Genomic DNA, 20,952 nt, shown 5'->3' with positions numbered 1-20,952 from the left:
ACTTCGAATTAAACAGAAATGAAGCCCCGGCCAGCTGGCCGGGGCTTCGTTATGTTAAGGAAGTTTATGCAAAGCGTCAGCAATTTATTTAGCTCGTCTCAGTTCGGCAATATCCGCTTCATGCGTAACGGAACGGATGGATAATCTTTCGAGTATTTTCTCATGCTCCTGCTGGGTTTGGAGAACGGTTTGCTGATTAGTTTTAAGTTCAGATACATCCTCGCGGACTTGGTTCATATGATCCGTTAGCTCTTCTACCTTTGTATTTGTGGCAGCAACAATATGAATCAACTGCTGGATGTGCTCGCTATGGCTGTTTAATTGAACATTGTGGTCTCTTAACTGCTCACTCTGCTCATTAAGTTGTTCTTTGATCTCTTTGAACTGCTGATCATGGTTTGTCAGTTGCTCTCGAATCTCTTTGAATTGCTGATCGTGACTCTTTAGCTGTTCACCCTGGCTGGCTTGGACTGCTTTAATTTCCTTAAGTTCATCTAAGATGAGATCTAGCTTCTGGTCAATCATGAGCTTGCACCTCACTAATTTATTCTCCCCATCGGCTGGGGAAGCCTTCCTCTAATATTTGCAGGCAACAGCCTGAATCATGCCTTTCTCAGTAAAATGAGCAGCAAATAAGAACGTTTGTTTCCTAATCTATTATACTATATTTGTGGTGGACAAGATATTACTAATATTTGAAAAATAGGGAGCAGAGGCGTAAACCTCTTCTTCGATGAATCTTTTAATAAAAGTGAACGATTCTGACCTCATAACGGTCATAGTTATCGAGACCCAAGCGAGGAGGTGCTTACGAAGGTGAACGACCGCGAGCTGTTCGAGGCCTATAAGGAGCAAGTGTATCGTCTCTGCTATTACATGCTGCAAAATCGCGGTGATGCTGAGGACGTATGCCAAGAAGTGTTCGTTAAAGCGATTCTCGCCGATAGATCGCAGGTTCGCGAGCTCAGGCCCTGGCTCCTGAGAATCGCGTCAAATGAATGCAACAGCTTGCTTAAAAGACGTAAAAAAGGGTGGGCCAAGGAAACCCTCGCCTATCTGCTCTCCCGTCCCCGGATTTCGAATATCGTCGAAGAAAGCTATGATCAGCGGGAGACAAGATCCGCTTTCTATGAGCTGTTCAGTCAGCTTCCGGAGAAGATCCGCATCGTCATCATTTTACGATATGTTAACGAGCTGACGATTCCGGAGATCTCCAGGGTGATCCATATCCCTGAAGGAACGGTCAAATCCAGGCTGAACCGGGGGCTGGGATTGCTGCGGCAAATGGCGGGATCTACAGACAAACCAAAACAAAAAGAAAGAGGAGAGGATTTGGGATGGAGCAGTTCCGTGAAAATGAAATAAGGCAGCATCTGCAGCGAGAGCCTGCGCCGGATTATGATGCGATGTGGACGGTCATTGAACGCGAGGCTTCTAAGCGGAGAAGGGAGCCATCGTTCGATTCTGCCGGAAGATTTAATAAACGTTGGGTTCCTGCGGCGATTATGGCCTTCTGCTTCCTGTTTATCGCTGTTCCCGTGTTTGCAGGAGTCGCGCTGAATTGGAGCGAGCTGAGTGGCGGAAAGAGCATAACAGCTGCTATAGATCAGGGTTATGGACAGCGTTATGACAAGCAGGCGACAAGCGAAGGCGTGAAGATGAATCTTCATGGCGTTGTAGCGGATGATGAGAGAATGAAGCTGCTTCTCTCATTGGACGCCGATCAGGCCAGCAACGCATACGATGCTGTGGAATTTGAACATATCCGCCTGCTAAGTTCTTCCGGCCAGGATCTTCCTCTGCAGGGACAGCTACAATTGGATGAGCAAAGCGGCAGGCTGCTTGGCATTTATGAGGCGCGGCATCAGCTGCAGAAAAAGAAGAAAAGCTACGCTTTAACAGCAGAATCCCTTGTATTTTACCAGTATAAAGAGGTGGCTCTAAAGCTGGACCCTCACTCGGGAACAATGAGAGCTGCGGAAGCCAAGCTTGATCCAAGCTTGAAGATCGAATCTGTAAAGCCAGCGGATGGACAGATCATGGTTCGTTACAACGTTATAACCTCGGGAGCAAACCCGGAACGCCAGGATCCGCATCTTATCCTGAAGACGAGCACAGGAGGAACCGTTCAAGGCGTTCGGACAATTCTTCCTTTTAAGGGTCCCGGACTGCTCATTCAACAGGAGTTTGACCTTTCCGAGCAGGAGTGGGAGGAGGCGGAATTTTTCCTTCGATATTTGGATGAGGCCAATCGAGTGGAAGGCAGCTGGAAATTTGATTTTGAAGTGGACGGCAAAAAAGCTGCCGAAGCTCTGCTATCCAGCAAACTTCAGGCGGATTCCGAGCTTGAGCGTATAACGGGTAAATCATTGCGGCAGCTGGTTATTACGCCGCTGGAGATTCAAGTCGGTTATACGGAGGATCAGTCCATGGAACGCATGAAGGAGGGCAGCGTTTGGTATAATACGGTACGGCTCGCTGTGGACGGTAAAGAGATCAGCGGAGGCTTTAATATTCTAGGCGGCGATTCAAGCAGCTATCGGCATGTCTATCAGTTTGAATCACCGGAGTGGTATAAGGATTGGGGTCAGGCCTCTCTGCAATTAATATTGAAGGATGCGGTAGTCACGAAGCGGGATCTCACTAAAAATTGGGCACCCCTCAAGCAACCCAACCATGAGAAGCAGTATGTGGAATTGGAAGTCGAGGATTTTCTCGTGCAATTTACTTACTATATGGATGGCGAAGACCTCATTGTAGAATCGGAATCGGACTCGCCTCGTTTTAAGGTGATCAACCAATCCGTGCTGCGAACGGCAGGGGAAGAGATCTATCCTGTAATGGTTGCTAGCGGCCCTAATCAATCGGGGAAAAAGGTTGAACGTTACAAAAATTTGGAGCTATCGGGGAGCTTGGAGTTAAACCCTGGCTTCTACAGCTTCTTTGATCCTGAACGGGATATAGAGGTGCAATTGAATAAGGCACAATAAGTTAGTTCTTAAGACCACCAATCGATTGTGAAGTGATTTCCATGGTTAGAAACGATCTAACATGGGAGGCGCAGTTCATGAGATAAGGTGGTCTTTTTTTTCGCTACCGACGCAAAGTTGTAATTACAGGACCGGTGAATTCCCCTTAAGGAGGGGGCAAACGCTACGGTCGAAGAAATTACTTCACTGGGTCGAGCTGCATTTGCGATTAAAACGAATGTTGCTGTAGAAGAAGATATTCAAAATTTGATCGATACCACGGTTAAAACCTATGGGACAATTAATATTTTAGTTAATAATGCGGGGATTATGGACAATATGGAGCCTGCAGGCGATATTACGGATGAGCAGTGGAAAAGAGTTTTTGCGGTGAACACGACTAGCGTAATGCGTTCGACCCGCAAGGTTCTGCCGATTTTCCTGGAGAAGCAGAAGGGAGTCATCGTCAACATAGCTTCGGCTGGCGGGCTGCAGGGCGCGCGGGCGGGAGCGGCATATACAGCATCCAAGCATGCTGTCGTCGGATTTACCAAAAATACGGGCTTCATGTACGCGACAAAAGGCATCCGCTGTAATGCGATTGCTCCTGGCGGAGTAGAAACGAATATCGGCACATCGATAACAGGCATTAATCCATTCGGAGCTTCCAGGCAGCAGCTTGGTATGGCGCTCAACCCGCGTATCGGGAAGTCCGAGGAAATTGCCAAGGTGGCCTTGTTCCTGGCCTCTGAGGATTCCAGCTTCGTGAATGGCACGGTAATTGCAGCCGATGCAGGCTGGACGGCTTACTAAAGAGAGACAAGGGAGTCTTCAAAACCGCTTATAAAGCGGAATGAAGGCTCCCTTTTTCATCTTAATATAGATACATGCATTAATCGCCATTCGTGCTAATGACTGCTAGTAGTGTTGGTTTAAATGCATTATGGTGTTAGTAATTGAACAAGATTGAGATGAGGGTATTTTTCGGTTAAATCCCGTTCATAGGTTGAATGTTTTTTTAAATGCTTCATGACCTGCTTAGGATTATCCCTCCAGCCATACTTGTCGATAATTAATCCTACTGCGGCAGAAACCTTAGGAGCTGCATAGGAGGTTCCAACATCATAATTGTAGCCACCTTCAAGTGAGGTTGTAAGGATTAGCTCTTTTTCGAACCATCCTTCCTCTGTCCATTGATCTTGTCCATACTCATACAAATATCTAAAATCGCCTCCAGGTGCAAGCACATTCAGGAAGCTCTTATCATAGTTGCTGAACAAAGATAGCTCCTTCGTTGGCCCTGTTGAACCAACTGCCACAACATTTTTAAGATGCCCGGGCATATCCAGCACCTTTCCTTTAACTACACTCATATCTTTTAGCTTGCTGTTTAGGACATCAATCATCTGCTGCTTATCGGATATATCGATACCATCGTTTCCTACCGCTGCAACAATGACACTGCCTTTTTCATATGCATAATCTACCGCACGTTTATAAGCATTATATTCAGCTGAATCATTTGTGTTATTGCTGTATTTTCCGCTGACAAGCATATATTCGCCAAGGCTTAAGTTAATGACATCTACATCATCGTTGGCTGCTTCCACAATCGCTTTTATGACCCAGTTTGTTTTTGCTGATTTTGTACCGAATACACGGTAGGCTTTAATACCAATGCCGGGTGCTGCACCTTTAAGCATGCCATTAGCAGTAATTTGTCCTGCAACTCCTGTGCCATGTCCTAATTTATCGCCAATATCATCTGGGCTCCCTAGCTCATCTGGCTCAGTTCCATTATATCCACCGGCAGGAACCAAGTTTTTGGAGCCTGCGACAAGGCTCTGTTCTAAATCAGGATGAGAGGGATCAATCCCTGAATCGATAATACCGATGACGGTGTTCGTTGTCGGGGTGTGCAGGGAATAGCTTTGGCCGTCTGAGGTAACTTGCTTCATATCCCACTGATAGTCCCATAATAAAGAGATTGAACTCATCAGAGCTTGCAGTCTTTGTGTAGGCTGAAAAGGGATAGGCTGGATTTTAGTTACCTCCGGTTTTTCAATAGACGTAGCTTGATTTATAGCTTCGATGAAAGGATGCTCCGCAAGCTTCATAATTTGAGTCTCGTCCATATTTACTGTTATAAGGTTAACCTCTGGTATTTCATATACGATGTTCAATTGATTTTGATTTAAAAATTCATGCTTTTGCTCTATTGTAACCTCTGGTTGGAACAAGATTGTTGTTTCACCAGTTTGAGCATCTACATGAGTAGTAAAGATAAACAATCCAAATAACATCAATAAGCTAGAATAAATCGCTTTTCTCATACGACCTCTCCTTTTTTCACATACAAATCATAATAATGACCTTGCTGATGAATGAGGCTGGCATGATCGCCTTCTTCTATAATTTGGCCGTCATGTAGAAGCAAAATTTTATCCGCATCCTGAATCGTATCCAGACGATGCGCAATAATGAGCTTGGTGCAGGGTTGCTTGCTGATGCTTTTTTTAATATACATTTCAGAGATGTTATCCAAGCTGCTTGTTGCTTCATCCAGAATAAGCACTTTAGGCACAGACACTAATGCTCTTGCCAGTAGTAGACGTTGACGTTGTCCACCTGAGAAATTAGCTCCCGATTCCGTAACAATCGTATCGAAGCCAAGTGGAGTACTCATAATTTCATTGTAAATACAAGCTTGTTGAGCCGCTTGAATGACCTCATTATCACTTGCTTCAGTGCTCATTTGAATATTTTCTTTGATCGTTCCATTAAATAGCTGTGCTTCTTGAAGCACCGAGCCAATTAAAGCTCTCAGCTTAACAAGGTTATATTGTTCAATCGGAATATCATCAATTAAAATCTGTCCTGAGGTAGGTTTGTTGAGTCCTAATAATAGCTTAGCTATTGTACTTTTTCCTGAACCGGAATGGCCTACAATCGCAGCGCTTTCCCCAGGATGAATTACAAATGAGATGTTTTTTATGACTTCTTCATTAAAACGATTGTATTTAAACGAAACATTTCGGAACTCAATTTTTCCCTTTAATTGCTGAGGGACGATTAGCTTGTCCGCTTGCTCTTGTTCTTTTTTTGTTTTCAGCACATCTTGAATACGTGAAAAATAAGATTTTAATGATACTAGCTCTGTATAGTTATTGCTAATAGAAATAACAGGGGAAATAAAAGAGCCGGCAATCGAGCTGAATGCAAGCAAAGTTCCCATCGTAATCTCGCCTCGAAGCACCATGAATGCGCCCAGCCATAATATTAATAACGGAAGCAGCACCTGGATGGCAGAGGTGAAGGTCTGAATTATTGATTCCCATATATTCAGCTTCTGAGTGCTGTGGAGCTGACTTTCATATTTCTTTTGCCATTTGCTAAGCAGTCTGTCCTCGATGCCTAAAACCTTAATATCAAGCGTATTATAGACCATTTCTGTCACAGTGGACTGTACTTGAATTTTGTCACGAATGTTGCTGTCCACCATCTTTCTGACAACTTTGGAATTGAGGAACAGTGCTAGTCCAAGCAAGGCACTAGTACCAACAAGCACCAAACTAAGCTGCAGCGAAAAATTAACCATCATGGCGGAATACGTAATTAACAGTAATAAGTCAATAAACAAGGTAATTAAAGTCGTTGATAAAATGTCACGAATATAAATGTTGGAATTCGCTCTGAATAAAATATCACCATTGCTCCGATTATCGAAGAATGGGAATGGAAGATGCAGCAAAGTATCCATGAAGTCTTCCATTATTGTCCGATCTAGCCTCGTCTGCACAAAAGCAATAATGATGCTTCGCAACCCATTAATAAGAACATACGTAATTAGCATGAGCAGCAGCATCAACCCTGTATGGCTCAAAAAGCTTGTATCTGTCGTTGACACTACCTGATCCATAAACCATTTCGTAAACAATGGAATGCTGACCATAACAGCTTGTAGCCCTAGCGTAAATAAAAAGATATTAAAGAGCATCCATTTATATTTTTTTAAATAGTTTAATAGAATACTGCTTGATGTAGCTTTTTTTGTTTCGAAAGAAGGGGAGGGCTTCAGCGTTACGATATACCCTGTGAACTTTTGAATAAATTCGTTCTCTGTAATACGCTGGCGTCCTTTAGCTGGATCAATAATTGTATAGCTGTGCGCATGGACTTTCTCCAACAAAATAAAATGCTTGCCTTCCCAGTGTATGATTGCCGGCAAATGAAGCTGCCTTAAATCCTCGGCATCGCTTCGGAATGCTTCTGTTTCTAATTGTTTGCTGTGTGCTATTTCAACTAGGTTGAATAGCGAGTAACCTCCTCTAGGAGCAGGATATTCTTCTCTTAATTGATTCAGGTCGATATGATGGCGATAATAATTGAGCAGCATAGCTAGACAGGCTAAACCACATTCACTATATTCCATCTGCTGGATGAAGGGAACTCGTCTTCGTCTCATCATGCACACATCTCATTTTGAACAGATTGAATACAATAGGACACAATATCTTCTTGACGATGATCCATAATCTTATGCACCGATTGTTTGGCAGCCTCTAAGTGCTGATGGTTGTATGCCTGCTTTCCTTTCGTAGCATCGATCATTGACTTTGCCAGATAGCAAAAGGTACGGCCATAGGCATAATCAATATTATTAAGCCGCATGAGAGTGTCCTGATCAATGTCCTGTTTAGATGTCCATAATAACAAACCGCGGTAGAAATAAAGTAGATTTTCCATAATAAGTCCATCTCCTTTTGTAAGCTTGCTGATCAGTTGATCAATAATACGCAAGCTGTGCTCATAATTAGAATGCAGTGTATGGTACTGTATGAGCATAATGCCTATGTTGTAGCATTGGGATAGCTGGGGTATATTGCTAAGCCGTTGTTCAAAATCATTAGTAGTTTGAGCATTTAATTTATAATCTGGATTCAGGTACAAATTGTACTCACGATAAAGCGACATATTTTTTCTGCGAATCAGCTGGGATACATTTGCCCCATCTGTGTAACTACCAAATGGTAATGCTGTGCCAAACAATAAAGCCATATTAATAATAATAAAATAGCTAGTGGTGTCCCATAACCACACATTTTCAATCGGTATTAATCTAATTAAAAATCCCGCAGCAATAGCAAGTAAATTAGCCAGTGGGCCACCCAAATAAGTAGGAATCATTTTTTGCTGCAGCTCTTTATCAGATAGAGTAGTGGAAGGAATATAGCTGCTCTGCATGCCTAGCATCATGCTTAGATCGGAATTCATAGACACCTTGATTTTTCCTTGCTTGTTGGGTAAGAGCAGAAGCGGCCCTGCCGACATGAAATGCAGCTTCATTCCTGCAACATAACTCGCTAACACATGGCCTAGTTCATGAATAGTAATACAGACCAAGCCGAGTACGTAACATATCAATATAACAAATAGGGTCGAATCCTTCGTCCATTCAAAAAGCAACCATGCTATGAGTGGATACACGGTTGTAAATGCAAGCGGATGTAAAGAAAGCTGCTTAAACTTTAACATGTCTATTCAAAAGCTCCTCATAGGATTGACAATCAAATAAGCCATGATCCCTCCAATAGCGATATTCAAAATGATCATGGGGATAGTCTAGCAAAATCATTTTCATCGTTTGGAACGTAACCTCCTGCTGATTTGTTGGTTTAGCGCGATAGCTGTCATCACAAATTTCAATCAGTTTCGCTGCAGCTTCTTCTGCATACATGTCTGCAAGGTCTTGCTCGCTATTTACAAAATTAACAGTATGTTCGATGGAAGCGCCCATAAAAGACATTGTTTTCTCCAAATAGGCTGATACGAAGCTTGCACCATTGCTCTCCGCCGTAGTGACTACAATACCTGCTTTACCTGTAAGCTTAAAGAGGTGTGCCCAATAGGAAAGGCGGTCGATTAATAGCTTCATATCGGATGATACGTTGTGTGAATATACAGGGCTAGCCAGGATGACAATGTCCGCTTGCTCTATTCTTGCTTTGATTTGTTCTCCATCATCATTCGCAGCTTCCTCACTTGGGCAAAACCCTTTCTCAAAGCAGTTTTTACATCCTGTAGATGGAAGGAGGTTGGAATTTAACGGAGAATATATGTCGATATTACCTATAGCACTACAATGAGCACGAGCATGATTGATAATTTGATGTACATAGCGAAATAGTCTGGATTCTTCATTTCGAGATCCGATATATACAAATATGTTTTTCAATTCTCATCACCCTCCATTTAAATAGTGAGTATAGAAGGTATTCCCTCTGGATCCTCGATACGCAGCAACTGGTAAGCAATCCCTGCCAAGCCTGTGAATAACGTTACATCAGGGTATTCGTTAATATCCATTAATTTGTATTTGTTGTTGTAAGCCTGCTTTAGGTTAACAACATGGCTGGCAATATTTCTCGCAAGCTCAAGACTGTCGGTATCCTTGGTTGAATTGTAATGAGTAAGGAAGAGTTCAGCAATGCCCATATTTCCATGGCATATACAATCATTCACCAGCAGCTGAGAGTCCTTCGTTTTGTTTAAAATACCAGCTTGAATAATTGCATCATTTAATTCGTTCAGCCACTTATCCATTTCTATTCTGGCGATGCCTTCACCAATGAAGCCATGACACCAACTCATCGCATGATAGGTCTCTTCAAGACGCTCATTTGCATATTTCATTAACTCTTGCGCCTTGCTTGTATATTGCGGAAGCTTCGTTGCCTCGCCAATTCTAAACAGAGTTAATGAATAGCCTGTAATACCATGTGCAAAGCCGCGGTTAAGCTGGTCAGGCTGTACTAATTTATGCATCAAATGATTTGCTAATTTCATTGCAAGTTGAATGAATTTTCTGTCTTTGCGTTTTTCATAAAATCTCAATAACGCATTGATTAAGCTAGTAAAGCCGTTCAAATAATCGAATTGCAGCTTTGTCTCAAATTGCTGTTCAGGAAGCTTTTCAAATTGCTCGCAATATTTATTAATCATTTTAGTAATTCTCAGCTTATTCGCTCCATAATCATCTATCAGTGAGAAGGCGTAAAATAACCCAGGGTAACCGCTTAACCCTAATTCAAAATGAGTAGCTTGATCAACAGGGTAATGGTCGAGAATTTGATTTGCGAACTGTTCATATTTTTTATTTTGTGTCTTCTGGTATAAGAAGTGGAACAGTAGATAGATGCCTCCGATGCCATTATAAAAATCTTCGCGAATCGAAATTAAAGACCATACATTCCGTTCTGATTCATAGGGAATAATCCAACTTGTTGTTTCTCCTGTAAAGGCGCTTTGCATTAGCTTTTCAGCAATTAACTCAGCTTCCTTTAGGAAATCAATATTCATTTTTGGCAAGTCCTTAATTGTATTACTGTTATACTCCAAAGCTTTATTTTCTTGAGTACGGTATTCAGAGAAATCGCCATAATGAAGATGAATAATAGAGATTTGCTTATTGATTTCCTCTTCGGTTAGGCTGTTAATGGATTTTAAGAAATAATCAAAGGAACTGATCGTGTAAAAGCTTGAAATCTCTTCATTTGCGCTAGTTATAATACTTGGTCTGTCCGTTCGACTAAAAAAAATAGGAATGTCATCTGACATCATATCTACCCATTCGGCTTGATTTAACCGCTTGTCTGTGTATGGAAAAGACCACATATTTTCAATAGCTTTCTCGCGGTCAAGCATATCCATCAGCATTTCAGGATGGTGCATGTGCATCATAATATTTGCATATTGACTAGTATCTCTAAATAAGCAGCGTGTATAAATGCCGTTGAAGCTATAGAGGACGCTGTCCTCTTGTATTAATGCTTCTTTGTTTTGCAGAAAAATTTGACATACATCTCTAAAGCCCTGAATAATTTGGTTCCGATACTGCTTATAGTCAATAAATAAATTATCATTTTCGATAAAAGGAAGATTATTTGCTCCTTCTAGCTCGAAATCTTGATAGTCATACTTCAATTGATCTGTTCCTTGATTTATAGGCTGCAGCACTTTAAATTCATACTTTTTTTGACGTCCGTTTATAGCACTAAGATCAATTCTTAGCGGATCTTCGATTTTCACACCATTAGTAGGCAAAAATAAAGTACGTGTTACATGATGAAATATCGTATCAGTAATTTGCTTCATACTTTGTGATTGCTGCTGTTCCAGTGGCATAGGCTGTTGAATTAAAGTTTCTAAATCAATAATAACTGGATACTCACCATGAGAAATCATATTTTCCATATGAATATCTGTACCGTTTAACAGTTGGATCACAGCCATTAATTGTCCAAATCGCTTATAATAAGCCTCAACCTCATCCAAGCTGTTACAAGGCTTATATGCCACGTATTCCTCGTATGCATACTCATCATGCACTAACGTTTTTACACCTCGGAGCTCTAAAATATCGTGGTCATTTAACCAATTCAATAACTGATTAAATGCTAGATTGATCTGTAAGCGTTTAGGCTTATATACAATTTTCGTATTGTCAGCAAATGTAATGACGGAAACGGTATTTCCTTGCTGATGTGTATCTCCTTCGCCTAATTTAATGTTTTGTATCGTAAAATCATCAATCGCAAATTCAGTTGTAAGCTCCTGCCGATCTGTAACAATGCGAGTTAGCAACGTCTGCATATTTCTAGTGAAAAACATCGTAGTTGTCGATAGAAGGCGGGCTAATACAATATATTTATTGTAAAATTCATTAACAAAATCTTTATTGTCAAACTTACGGACAAAAGACAAAAATCTTTCTTCAGAAGTCATTCCCTCTAATTGCCCATTTTCTCTGCATAAATTTAACTCAAGTACTAACGCTTTATGCGCCATATCCATTAATACTTTCTCTAGATGCGCTAAAAGTTGATCCAAAACCTCGGTCTTCAAATCTATTTGTTCATTTTCGAGTAAAAATTGCTGCATTGTTTTACGGGCGTATCGAATAAAAGGGTGCAAGCTGTCATTCAAATCATTTTTACGTTTGACTTCTGCAGTGTGATCGTCCATTAATGTTAATGCCTGTTGATAAACGCTAAACCATTGTGATCTTGTGGCTTTATTTCGATATTTATCAATATTTTCGGATTTAGGGGTATACTGCACTGCATGGGAGAAGGTCTCTTTGTTGTATCGGTTTATGTACAGCATATGCTCAAAGGTTTTGTCAGAAATGATAGACATGTCAGAGCGCCAATGATTCATGCTTTGAGGATCTTCCTTCAAATTCAGGGGCGCTAATAGTTTATAACGCTCAGCTATCGTTAAAGATTTGAAAATATTGGTTAGCATATTTTCACCTCTACCTTAGGAAGATTTGTTTTACATATAGTTATGGGGCAATATATAGGAATATTGCCCCATGAGTACTTATAATGACTTAATTTTTATTGTCTTTACCGCATTTAAAGGCAGCAGATGCCAGATATGAGGCAACAAAACTAATGCCCATACCGCAAAGCAGCGTTGATCTTACTTCTGCATCCATGCCGGTTCCACCAAAGATCGCAGCCATTTCTTCCTTGGGCAAGCTCTTTAAGCTTTTGCCGACAGGGGATTGTTCCAATGAATTATTCAAGACGATCTCTCCTTATCCTAAACAATTTTTGTTATTAGAAACAATGCCACTGATTGCGCTTCCAACTGCTGAGATACAAACTTTAGAGCTTTGCGCTACACTTCTGATTATAGAGGCGACAATTGTTGGTGTTGCTCTTGGATCCACATCAGAAGCTCCGTAAATGTTCTGCATTTCTTCCATAGATAGAGATTTTAAACCGCTTCCACAACTCTGATTCATCAACTTGATTTCCTCATGTGTCATAAAAAAATCCCTCCATAAAATATTAATCTAGTATTTATTACTAGATTTATCCATAGTTTATCATAAAGAAGGAATATATACAAATTTAGTGAAACATTACATAAAAACGCACTATTATACTATATTTATGTATTTTTTTCTCTTTGCCCGTCAAAAAATGACCAAGCCTCGGTATAAAGCGACCGAGGCTTAGTCACATGATTGGGGGGAGTTATGTCATGCTTTGTTGCCCCATCCATATGTATATCAGCATGGTGGCGAACAACAATACACAGAAATTGATAGTAACGAATAAATACCGAAGAGCAGGCCGGCGGTGGAATTTGAATAGGGTTCTAAAGCCGTGATTGCCCTCGATAAGGAACATTACCAAAATCGTATGCATGATAGTATGTCCAACGATTTCTGTAAACCCAAATACGGTCGTAGTAGTAATGAAAATGCCCGTTAATAAAAACGCGGTAAAACGGTTCATTAGGCCGACGATTAAGGCCCAGGCCAATCCCAGTTCAATAAACCCGCTGATTAATACAAAATCCTCCACAGTAAATCCGAATGTTGGAAGTCCATATTCATGCATCAATGAACATGCCAGCTTGGCTATCGTTAGTTTCTCCATGGCTAACCAGGCAAGGGATAGTCCGGTGCAAATATACAGCATGGGAGCAGCTGTCCGCTGCAGTTTAGGGCTGTTTGCAACGAATAGGTAGTAGATGACCCCGATATAGAACATGTAGTCAAGAAGGTGGAAAATTCCATAGGAGAGGATGGCAGTCATGTATAGGATGGCTAAGGAGGTTCCACTGACAATCAGGAGCTTGCGGTTCAGCAGTCCAATAAGCGCTATGAGAAGCAGAGCGTATATGGGCCACTGATCGGCGGGAAAAGATGGGGCAAGGTAGGTTCCGGTACAAAGCTGAAGGATAAGGCCGATTCCGACTCCGAAGCGCAGGATCAATAGTTGGAAGCGCTTTAAATTATTCAGAAACTGATGGGTGATGCGAACGATTTTGACACGCTCAAGAGGTTCGCTGAGGATTGCGGCGATGAATAGGATGGTTAATGTGAATCCTAGCCAGAATATAAAGGCAGGTGTAATCACTTTGGCAATAGGAAGTGGATACCAGTGGGTATCTTCCGTAAACCATTTGACATGCATGGTTACGGGGGGCCACTTCAAAAGCCAAGCATTCATAAATCTTCTCAACTCCTTTATTTGTTAAATACAAATCATATCTCCCCGAATCATCGGTTGTTTTGAATCACCCCCTCTGACTATGACCGAACACATTATACCAATTTATAGAATCATAGCCAATCAAATTTAATTTCTCAAAATATTTCAATTGTTTTGACTGCTTTTGAGCTTGCGAGCAGCAAGAATCTTTTGGATGTTTATGCGAAAATAGATCAAGAAATATGTTTATTGTCCAAGCTCTTCTGACTGCTTAGCCCCGTACATTCGCGAAACGCATATTGGGTGCAGCCCAGGCACTGATTATACTGAATATTTTCTAGCGCATAGTTAAGGGCTTCTCCCGTATGATCGAAGAAACGATTTTCTCCGATCATTGCATATCCGCCAGTCTTAACTAGAAGCTCCCTAGGCTGCGCCCTTATGCCGGAAATAATAACGATGATTCCTCGCTTCATCAGACGCCCGACCAGGCTGGTGAAATTGGACTCTCCCGTCGTATCCATAAAAGGCACTCTTCCCATGCGCAGCAGTACGACTTGCAGGTTCTGATCCTTGAGCAGCTTCTCTTCCAAGCTTTCCAAGACATGAGAGGCACCGAAGAATAACGTTCCTTCAATGGTATATATGCCGATTTGCGGACAGTCGCGCTCCTCGGTTACCCGGTGGGCCTGCACCTTCTCTTTGCTGGAGGAGTGATCGGGCAAGACTTTGTCTACCGCAAGCATGCCGCTCATTCGCTTGATGAACAAAATGACGGCCAAGGCAAGTCCGGCTTGAACGGCCACTGTTAAGGTCGTGAATACCGTCAGCAGAAACGTGACAAGCAGGATCAACGAATCCCCGGTGCGTGTTTTGAGCATATGGAAGAAGGTCTTATACTCGCTCATGTTCCAGGCTACGACCATTAATATTGGAGCCATGCTTGCCAGCGGAATACTGGAGGCATACGGCGCGAACAGGACGACGATCATCAGCACGACGATGCCATGGATGACTCCTGACATCGGGGAAGCAGCGCCGTTCTTAATATTCGTAGCCGTTCGGGCAATGGCGCCGGTAGCGGGGATGCCTCCAAATAGAGGAGCCGCGATATTGGCTACCCCCTGTCCGATCAATTCCCGATTGCTGTTGTGGCGGGTTCCGGTCATTTCGTCAGCTACAACGGCGGATAATAACGACTCAATGCTCCCGAGCATAGCGATGATCAAAGCGGGCTGCAGCATCAAGAGAATGCGATCCCAGCTTAATTCAAGCGGAGCAAAGCTGGGCAATCCCGCAGGAATGGGCCCATAAGCTGAGCCGATTGTCGTTACCTTGCCCGGAAACAGCCAAGCAGCAGCCAAAGTAGAGACAATAATGCCAACGAGTGAGGCGGGAACCTTAGGTAAAAATTTAGGAGTTAAAATAAGTGCGGCCAAACATATGCCGGCGATCAATACACTGTATAGATTCAAAGAGGATATCCGCAGGAAAATCTCTTTCATGTTATAGAAAAAATATTCATGCCGCTTTACGCCCTCAAGCCCCAGAAAGTTAGCAATTTGTCCGCTGAAAATAATGACGGCAATCCCGGAAGTAAAGCCGATGGTGACCGGCTTCGGAATGAATTTGATTAATGAACCCAGCCGGAGAAGCCCCATCAGCACGAGAAATACGCCAGCCAAAAATCCGGCGATCAGCAGGTTTTCATATCCGTACTGCATGACGATCGCCAGCAGAATCGGAATGAACGCCCCGGTCGGGCCGCCGATCTGGAATTTTGAACCGCCAAGCAGCGAGATCAGAATCCCGGCAATGATCGTCGTATACAGTCCATACTCGGGCTTTACGCCTGAAGCAATGGCAAAAGCCATCCCTAGAGGAATGGCAACAATCCCGACGATACAGCCCGATACTAAATCCTTGCGAAATGCATCTGCAGAGTAACCACTAAATCGTCCTATCCATTTCATTTATTTACCCTTCTTTTCTAATATTTTCTTGCCCTTAAATTTCAAATAACCCCGCGAAAGGCGGGGAAATTGATCTTACTTGTTTAATTTGCAGGAGCTGTTTTGACGCTCCACCAGCTATTTTGCGATGCTGATCATGTCCTTAGGTTTGCTTGTTGATATCCTCCAGCAGCGAGATGGATTCTACTAGATGATTGTTGAATATTTGCCGGGCCACCCCGAGCAGATCGCTGATTAACGGATCCCGAAGCGAATAAATCACGGTGGTTCCTTCCTTAACGGTGTTGACCAGGTTCTTGGAACGAAGTACAGCAAGCTGCTGGGATACCGCCGAGCCTTCCGATTCCAGCATCGTTTGAAGCTCGTTCACGTTCCGTTCTCCTTGACTTAATATTTCTAGAATACGAATTCTCATCGGATGAGCGAGCGCCTTGAAAAAATCGGCTTTGAACTGCTGTATATTTCTGTCCATCACAAAATTATCTCCTTGGTTTCATATATTCATATATCTAAAGTTTTGAATATTTGAATTAAACTACATGATAGCACGACAAACGCGGTTTGTAAATGATATATGTACATAATAAGAGACGGCAGCCGCCAGCAGTACCGTGGATATGATAAGGATCGTATAGCAGAAAACCTAAAAATCAAAGAAAGCCGCAGATCGCAGCTTTCCTAAGTTTAGATTAGAATTCATAAGTTCTCAGCTAGCTATGCTGAACCATTCTGTGAATCGCAAGAAAAACTACCGCTGAATGCGGTCTGTCTACATAGAAAGTACGTCGATCAACGTTTTTTGCTATTTTGGCATGATCCACACAATTTCGCATATGCGTACGAAGAACTTTTTCCCCCGCGCATCCAGGACAACATGATCCGGTTTAACGTCGGCGATGCAGCCATCGATTCCTCCGCGGGTCGTTTCCAGCACCACATAGTTCCCCACATTGCCTTTTAATTCATCGACCACGCAGGGATCGACAAGTGATACCGGCAGCGGCTGAAGCATATGTCCCGGATGATGCGGCATGTAGTGGTGCTGCATTGGATAATAATGATTCAAGAAATTCACTCCCATTTCGATTGATAAGACATTCTATGCGAATGACTAGTTTGCCGTATGGGCATCCGCCTAGGGAGTGAATAATTAACCCGGGAAGCATGGTATCCCGGGCAATCTTTCGCAATATCAGCTACCGATGCTCAATGAGATCAATGGTGCCGAGCACGATATGTGCCAGGCCAAAGCCAAGAGCCCCGGTCGCGGCAAGCTTATACTTGCTTCCAAGCAGTGAAGCGGCTGAAGCGGATACTACAGCCCCAAGAACTGTAGGAATCAAACCTTCGCGCATAGGTTAACACTCCTTTGGATTCAATTGGAAAGACAACGTTATTCTGATTCTTGCAGACGTAAATTATGCATTGCGGTTGACAGTGAATAATTGCTATATCTATAATTGTTATACAAATTAATTATCGTGTGGGGAGGCGTTATCGTTGCGAATCAAGGATTCCCTTGGCTATATCATTACGAATACAGGTCGAAAAATCACTCAGCATTTAACGCAGAAGTTCCATGCCCATGGCATAACTTCAGAGCAATGGTCTGTCCTGCAAACATTGACGGAGGAGGACGGGATTACACAAGCTGAGCTCTCTCGGCGCACGGAGAAGGATCCAACGAACGTTACCCGCATTTTGGATCAGCTTGAGAGAAAAGAGTTGATACGCAGAGGGGCCAATAAGGGGGATCGGAGATCTTTTCTGATTCATGTCACGGAAAGCGGACGAAGCTTGAGCCAAAAACTATTGCCTGTTGAAATTGAATTCACGCAATCTTATATAAGCGACTTGACCGAAGAGGAGCTTACGCTGCTCCGCCGGGCACTTCAGAAAATAAACGAACGATTATAACCGCCCTGCTGGAAACTAGCCCAAATACATCATAGAAAGCAGGAAAAGGATTGAAAGAATTATCATTATGGAACAGAAACTTCATGCTGATTTGCTTCAGCAGTTTTTTTGTGTTTATGACGTTTTATATTTTGGCAGTAACGCTGCCTAGCTTTGTGTTGGATTCGCTGCACGGCAGCCAAAAGGGAATTGGCCTCGTGACGACGGTTTTCATCATTGCAGCTGTTATCTTTCGGCCTTTGGCCGGCAAGTGGCTGAATGAGCTCGACAACCGAAAAATCATGAATGCCTCGCTTATTCTGTTTGCGGTTTGCAGCGCTGGATATTTAATTGTGAGGGACTTTGCGCCGCTGCTTGTTTTGCGCGTCATTCACGGGGCTGCCTTCGGCGTAGCGGCTACGACCACTTCGGCGATCGCCATCAAGCTGATTCCGGAGAAGCGTAAAGGGGAGGGGATCGGTTACTTTACGCTTTTCATGAGCTTAGCCATGGTCTTCGGGCCTTTTCTTGGTCTGATGGTTATCTCTCATTTCAATTTCTCCGTCTTATTTATGATGTGCCTTGTATTCTCGGTGCTCTCTCTCCTCTGCGGACTGCTGCTGCAAATCCCTCAGCAGCCCGAAGTGAAGAAGCCAAGCGCCAGTTCATGGCATTGGAAAACCTTTATTGAACCGAGAGCCATTCCGATCTCGATCTCCGGCTTTATGCTGGCTTTTTCCTATGGCGCCATCTCCACTTTCATTTCGGTCTATGCCAAAAGCCTCGGCATGGAGCCGATGGCCAGCTACTTCTTCATTGTTTTCGCCGCCCTCATATTGATTTCCAGGCCATTCACGGGAAGGCTGTTCGACCGAAGAGGCGAGCATATCCTCGTGTATACCGGCTTATTCTTCTTCGTCATCGGTATGATCTGGCTCAGTCAGGCGAATAGCACCTTTGCCTTTCTTGCGGCTGGCGGGGTGATCGGGCTAGGCTATGGAGCCTTGCTCCCCAGCTTTCAGGCGATCGCTATTAAATCCTCTCCGATCCAGCGCAGCGGACTGGCGACCAGCACCTATTTCGTATTCTTTGATGCAGGCTATGGGGTAGGCTCTTACGTGCTAGGGGTTATAGCCGCCATGACCAGCTATGGAACGATGTACTTTATCGGTGCGATTATCGTTGCTTTTACAACGATTTTGTACTATGCGCTTCATCACCGAAGACAACGCAGAAAGCAAACGGCAGAGCCTGCCGCATCAGCTCCCCATCCCACGGAATAGCTTCCTCTTAGATTCAAATCTTTGGCTTAAAGGGTAAAAGAGGTCAATACCGTAAGCCAAGGGAGGGAGCGTTTGATGCGCAAAAGAGCGTCCCAATTGCTGCAGCAGATCATTTTCGTAGGCCCTTCTACGCTGTTTTTTATCTTGATTGTGGCTGCACCTTTTATGCTCGGCTTGTATTATTCGTTTACGAGCTGGAATGGCATTTCGCGGCATGCCGATCCCGTGGGGATCAACAATTATATCCATATTTTTACCAGAGATCTTGATTTTCTGAACTCATTCACGTTTACCGTGAAATTTACGCTGTTTAGCGTCGTACTTACGAATCTGGTTGCATTCATCCTCGCTTATTTGCTGACCAAGCCGTTCCGAACACGGAACGTGATGCGTACCGTCTTCTTCATGCCCCATGTGATCGGCGGGCTGCTGCTCGGCTTTATATGGCAGTTTATTTTTGTTAGAGGCTTCAGCTCAATCGGTGAAATGACGGGGCTCAGCTTCTTCCAGCTGCCGTGGCTGGGTACGGAATCCACCTCGTTTTGGGCGATCGTCATTGTATTTGTCTGGCAGAACGCCGGGTATCTGATGGTCATTTACATTTCCGCGATGAATAACGTGCCGAAGAATCTCATGGAGGCAGCTCAGGTGGATGGCGCTGGCAAGCAGCAGGTGCTCGGTAAAATCGTCGTGCCGCTAATTATGCCTGCAGTGACGGTCTGCTTATTCTTGGCAATATCCTGGTCCTTCAAGCTGTTTGATCTTAACCTGTCTCTAACGAAGGGCGGGCCGTTCAAATCGACGGAATCTGTCGCGCTGAACATTTACAATGAAGCTTTTAACATCAGCCGGTTCGGCATGGGCTCCGCGAAAGCGATCCTGTTCTTTCTCATTGTGGCGGTCATTTCATTGCTTCAGGTATGGGCCACGAAGAGCAAGGAGGTGGAGATGTAATGGACACGGCAAGACGGTATAACGGAAAAATGGTGCTGGTCGAGCTGCTGATCATCCTCGGCGGTCTGCTGTTCCTCGTTCCGTTCTATTTCCTCCTGATCAACTCGCTCAAGAGCTTCGGAGAGATCCTGACCGATGCGGCGGGCTGGCCGTCCGCGTTCCAATGGAAGAATTACGCCGGAGCGTGGGAGAAGACGTCTTTTCCCAAAGCATTCGGGAATTCGCTGCTAATTACGGTACTCAGCAATCTGCTGCTTGTGCTGATGTGTTCCATGGCTGCTTACCGGATGGCTCGCAAGCCGACCTGGTTCAACCGCATCCTGTTTATGGCGTATGTGGCGGCGATGATCATTCCGTTCCAGGCGATCATGATTCCGCTCGTCAAAGTGACGAGCATACTCGGCATCATGAACTCGCGAACCGGGCTCATTCTTTGCTACCTCGGGTTCGGCGCGCCGCTTACAGTATTTCTGCTCCACGGCTTCGTGAAGTCGGTTCCGCTGGATATCGAGGAAGCCGGCCGGGTGGATGGCTGCTCGTCTTATGGCATCTTCTTCCGGATCGTCCTGCCGCTGATGCAGCCGATTGCGGTGACCGTCGTCATCCTCAATACGCTGTGGATCTGGAACGACTATCTGATGCCGTCGCTGATCCTGCAGAAGCCGGAGCTGTTTACGATACCGATCGAAACCTTTGCTTTTTTCGGGCAGTTCACGAAGCAGTGGGATCTGGCCTTGCCTGCTCTGGTGCTGGGCATTACCCCTATCGTGATTTTCTTCCTGTGCATGCAGAAATACGTGATCGAGGGGATCGCGCAGGGCTCAGTCAAAGGATGATGGCAGATATGATCATGATCGAGAGA

At 43.8% G+C, this 20,952-nt stretch carries 19 protein-coding genes and 1 pseudogene; 7 read left to right on the top strand and 13 right to left on the bottom strand.

Annotated elements, in window-relative coordinates; all coding sequences use genetic code 11:
* Positions 1-84 precede the first annotated feature (84 nt).
* Positions 85-525, bottom strand: a complete 441-nt coding sequence (locus BN2762_RS27580) for a hypothetical protein (RefSeq protein WP_230202462.1) — start codon at positions 523-525, stop codon at positions 85-87.
* 291 nt (positions 526-816) lie between these two features.
* Here BN2762_RS27580 and BN2762_RS08705 point away from each other — a divergent pair, with 291 nt between their 5' ends.
* The 3 genes and pseudogenes from BN2762_RS08705 to BN2762_RS08695 form a co-directional block, all read left to right on the top strand.
* A complete protein-coding gene (locus BN2762_RS08705) occupies positions 817-1,365 on the top strand; it encodes an RNA polymerase sigma factor (protein WP_055106637.1) in 549 nt (182 codons plus the stop codon).
* Positions 1,338-2,990 (top strand): DUF4179 domain-containing protein, encoded by a 1,653-nt coding sequence (locus BN2762_RS08700; protein WP_055106636.1) that lies wholly within the window; start codon positions 1,338-1,340, stop codon positions 2,988-2,990. The genes BN2762_RS08705 and BN2762_RS08700 overlap by 28 nt, the downstream gene beginning before the upstream one ends.
* 150 nt (positions 2,991-3,140) lie before the next feature.
* A pseudogene (locus tag BN2762_RS08695) lies at positions 3,141-3,782 on the top strand (SDR family oxidoreductase); the annotation flags it as partial.
* Positions 3,783-3,910: 128 nt separating this feature from the next.
* Here the strand turns inward: BN2762_RS08695 and BN2762_RS08690 are convergent.
* From BN2762_RS08690 to BN2762_RS08635, 12 genes are all read right to left on the bottom strand, one after another.
* Entirely contained in the window at positions 3,911-5,302 is a 1,392-nt protein-coding gene (locus BN2762_RS08690; protein WP_055106635.1) for a S8 family peptidase, read from the bottom strand.
* Positions 5,299-7,434, bottom strand: coding sequence for a peptidase domain-containing ABC transporter (locus BN2762_RS08685; RefSeq protein WP_055109860.1), 2,136 nt, complete (start codon positions 7,432-7,434; stop codon positions 5,299-5,301). The genes BN2762_RS08690 and BN2762_RS08685 overlap by 4 nt, the downstream gene beginning before the upstream one ends.
* Positions 7,434-8,504, bottom strand: a complete 1,071-nt coding sequence (locus BN2762_RS08680; protein ID WP_055106634.1) for a M50 family metallopeptidase — start codon at positions 8,502-8,504, stop codon at positions 7,434-7,436. Before BN2762_RS08680 ends, BN2762_RS08685 begins: the two co-directional genes overlap by 1 nt.
* The gene (locus tag BN2762_RS08675; RefSeq protein WP_055106633.1) at positions 8,491-9,204 is read right to left on the bottom strand and encodes a flavodoxin family protein; all 714 of its coding nucleotides are present in this window, start codon (positions 9,202-9,204) and stop codon (positions 8,491-8,493) included. The genes BN2762_RS08680 and BN2762_RS08675 overlap by 14 nt, the downstream gene beginning before the upstream one ends.
* A 17-nt stretch (positions 9,205-9,221) precedes the next feature.
* Complete coding sequence (locus BN2762_RS08670) at positions 9,222-12,275, bottom strand: type 2 lanthipeptide synthetase LanM family protein (protein WP_055106632.1); 3,054 nt, start codon at positions 12,273-12,275, stop codon at positions 9,222-9,224.
* Between the two features lie 88 nt (positions 12,276-12,363).
* Entirely contained in the window at positions 12,364-12,561 is a 198-nt protein-coding gene (locus tag BN2762_RS08665) for a lichenicidin A2 family type 2 lantibiotic (RefSeq protein ID WP_055106631.1), read from the bottom strand.
* A 12-nt stretch (positions 12,562-12,573) separates the two neighbouring features.
* Entirely contained in the window at positions 12,574-12,807 is a 234-nt protein-coding gene (locus BN2762_RS08660) for a lichenicidin A2 family type 2 lantibiotic (RefSeq protein ID WP_055106630.1), read from the bottom strand.
* A gap of 211 nt (positions 12,808-13,018) precedes the next feature.
* Positions 13,019-14,002 (bottom strand): hypothetical protein, encoded by a 984-nt coding sequence (locus BN2762_RS08655; RefSeq protein ID WP_230202461.1) that lies wholly within the window; start codon positions 14,000-14,002, stop codon positions 13,019-13,021.
* Positions 14,003-14,217: 215 nt separating this feature from the next.
* Entirely contained in the window at positions 14,218-15,957 is a 1,740-nt protein-coding gene (locus tag BN2762_RS08650) for a SulP family inorganic anion transporter (RefSeq protein WP_055106629.1), read from the bottom strand.
* A gap of 142 nt (positions 15,958-16,099) precedes the next feature.
* Positions 16,100-16,429: an ArsR/SmtB family transcription factor gene (locus tag BN2762_RS08645; RefSeq protein ID WP_055106628.1), complete on the bottom strand. Its 330-nt coding sequence runs from the start codon at positions 16,427-16,429 to the stop codon at positions 16,100-16,102.
* Positions 16,430-16,759: 330 nt separating this feature from the next.
* Entirely contained in the window at positions 16,760-17,032 is a 273-nt protein-coding gene (locus tag BN2762_RS08640) for a DUF2642 domain-containing protein (RefSeq protein WP_379394100.1), read from the bottom strand.
* Positions 17,033-17,153: 121 nt separating this feature from the next.
* Positions 17,154-17,312, bottom strand: coding sequence for a hypothetical protein (locus BN2762_RS08635; protein WP_055106627.1), 159 nt, complete (start codon positions 17,310-17,312; stop codon positions 17,154-17,156).
* A gap of 145 nt (positions 17,313-17,457) precedes the next feature.
* Between BN2762_RS08635 and BN2762_RS08630 the strand changes: the two genes are divergently transcribed.
* The 4 genes from BN2762_RS08630 to BN2762_RS08615 all read left to right on the top strand — a co-directional run bounded on the left by BN2762_RS08630 (position 17,458) and on the right by BN2762_RS08615 (position 20,926).
* Entirely contained in the window at positions 17,458-17,874 is a 417-nt protein-coding gene (locus BN2762_RS08630) for a MarR family winged helix-turn-helix transcriptional regulator (protein WP_055106626.1), read from the top strand.
* A gap of 50 nt (positions 17,875-17,924) precedes the next feature.
* Positions 17,925-19,136, top strand: coding sequence for an MFS transporter (locus BN2762_RS08625; RefSeq protein ID WP_055106625.1), 1,212 nt, complete (start codon positions 17,925-17,927; stop codon positions 19,134-19,136).
* Between the two features lie 75 nt (positions 19,137-19,211).
* Complete coding sequence (locus BN2762_RS08620) at positions 19,212-20,090, top strand: carbohydrate ABC transporter permease (RefSeq protein WP_055106624.1); 879 nt, start codon at positions 19,212-19,214, stop codon at positions 20,088-20,090.
* Positions 20,090-20,926, top strand: a complete 837-nt coding sequence (locus BN2762_RS08615) for a carbohydrate ABC transporter permease (protein WP_055106623.1) — start codon at positions 20,090-20,092, stop codon at positions 20,924-20,926. Before BN2762_RS08620 ends, BN2762_RS08615 begins: the two co-directional genes overlap by 1 nt.
* The last annotated feature ends 26 nt before the right edge of the window (positions 20,927-20,952 follow it).

The sequence above is a fragment of the Paenibacillus ihumii genome, from assembly GCF_001403875.1.
Classification (GTDB): Bacteria; Bacillota; Bacilli; order Paenibacillales; family Paenibacillaceae; genus Fontibacillus; species Fontibacillus ihumii.
Note: the sequence above shows the minus strand (reverse complement) of the source record. Positions and strands in the feature narration are given on the sequence as shown.

Coding starts and splice junctions, on each gene's coding strand:
- BN2762_RS27580 (WP_230202462.1), bottom strand. CDS start 525: ATGATTGACCAGAAGCTAGATCTCATCTTAGATGAACTTAAGGAAATT.
- BN2762_RS08700 (WP_055106636.1), top strand. CDS start 1,338: ATGGAGCAGTTCCGTGAAAATGAAATAAGGCAGCATCTGCAGCGAGAG.
- BN2762_RS08690 (WP_055106635.1), bottom strand. CDS start 5,302: ATGAGAAAAGCGATTTATTCTAGCTTATTGATGTTATTTGGATTGTTT.
- BN2762_RS08685 (WP_055109860.1), bottom strand. CDS start 7,434: ATGAGACGAAGACGAGTTCCCTTCATCCAGCAGATGGAATATAGTGAA.
- BN2762_RS08680 (WP_055106634.1), bottom strand. CDS start 8,504: ATGTTAAAGTTTAAGCAGCTTTCTTTACATCCGCTTGCATTTACAACC.
- BN2762_RS08670 (WP_055106632.1), bottom strand. CDS start 12,275: ATGCTAACCAATATTTTCAAATCTTTAACGATAGCTGAGCGTTATAAA.
- BN2762_RS08660 (WP_055106630.1), bottom strand. CDS start 12,807: ATGACACATGAGGAAATCAAGTTGATGAATCAGAGTTGTGGAAGCGGT.
- BN2762_RS08655 (WP_230202461.1), bottom strand. CDS start 14,002: ATGAATGCTTGGCTTTTGAAGTGGCCCCCCGTAACCATGCATGTCAAA.
- BN2762_RS08650 (WP_055106629.1), bottom strand. CDS start 15,957: ATGAAATGGATAGGACGATTTAGTGGTTACTCTGCAGATGCATTTCGC.
- BN2762_RS08645 (WP_055106628.1), bottom strand. CDS start 16,429: ATGGACAGAAATATACAGCAGTTCAAAGCCGATTTTTTCAAGGCGCTC.
- BN2762_RS08635 (WP_055106627.1), bottom strand. CDS start 17,312: ATGCGCGAAGGTTTGATTCCTACAGTTCTTGGGGCTGTAGTATCCGCT.
- BN2762_RS08620 (WP_055106624.1), top strand. CDS start 19,212: ATGCGCAAAAGAGCGTCCCAATTGCTGCAGCAGATCATTTTCGTAGGC.
- BN2762_RS08615 (WP_055106623.1), top strand. CDS start 20,090: ATGGACACGGCAAGACGGTATAACGGAAAAATGGTGCTGGTCGAGCTG.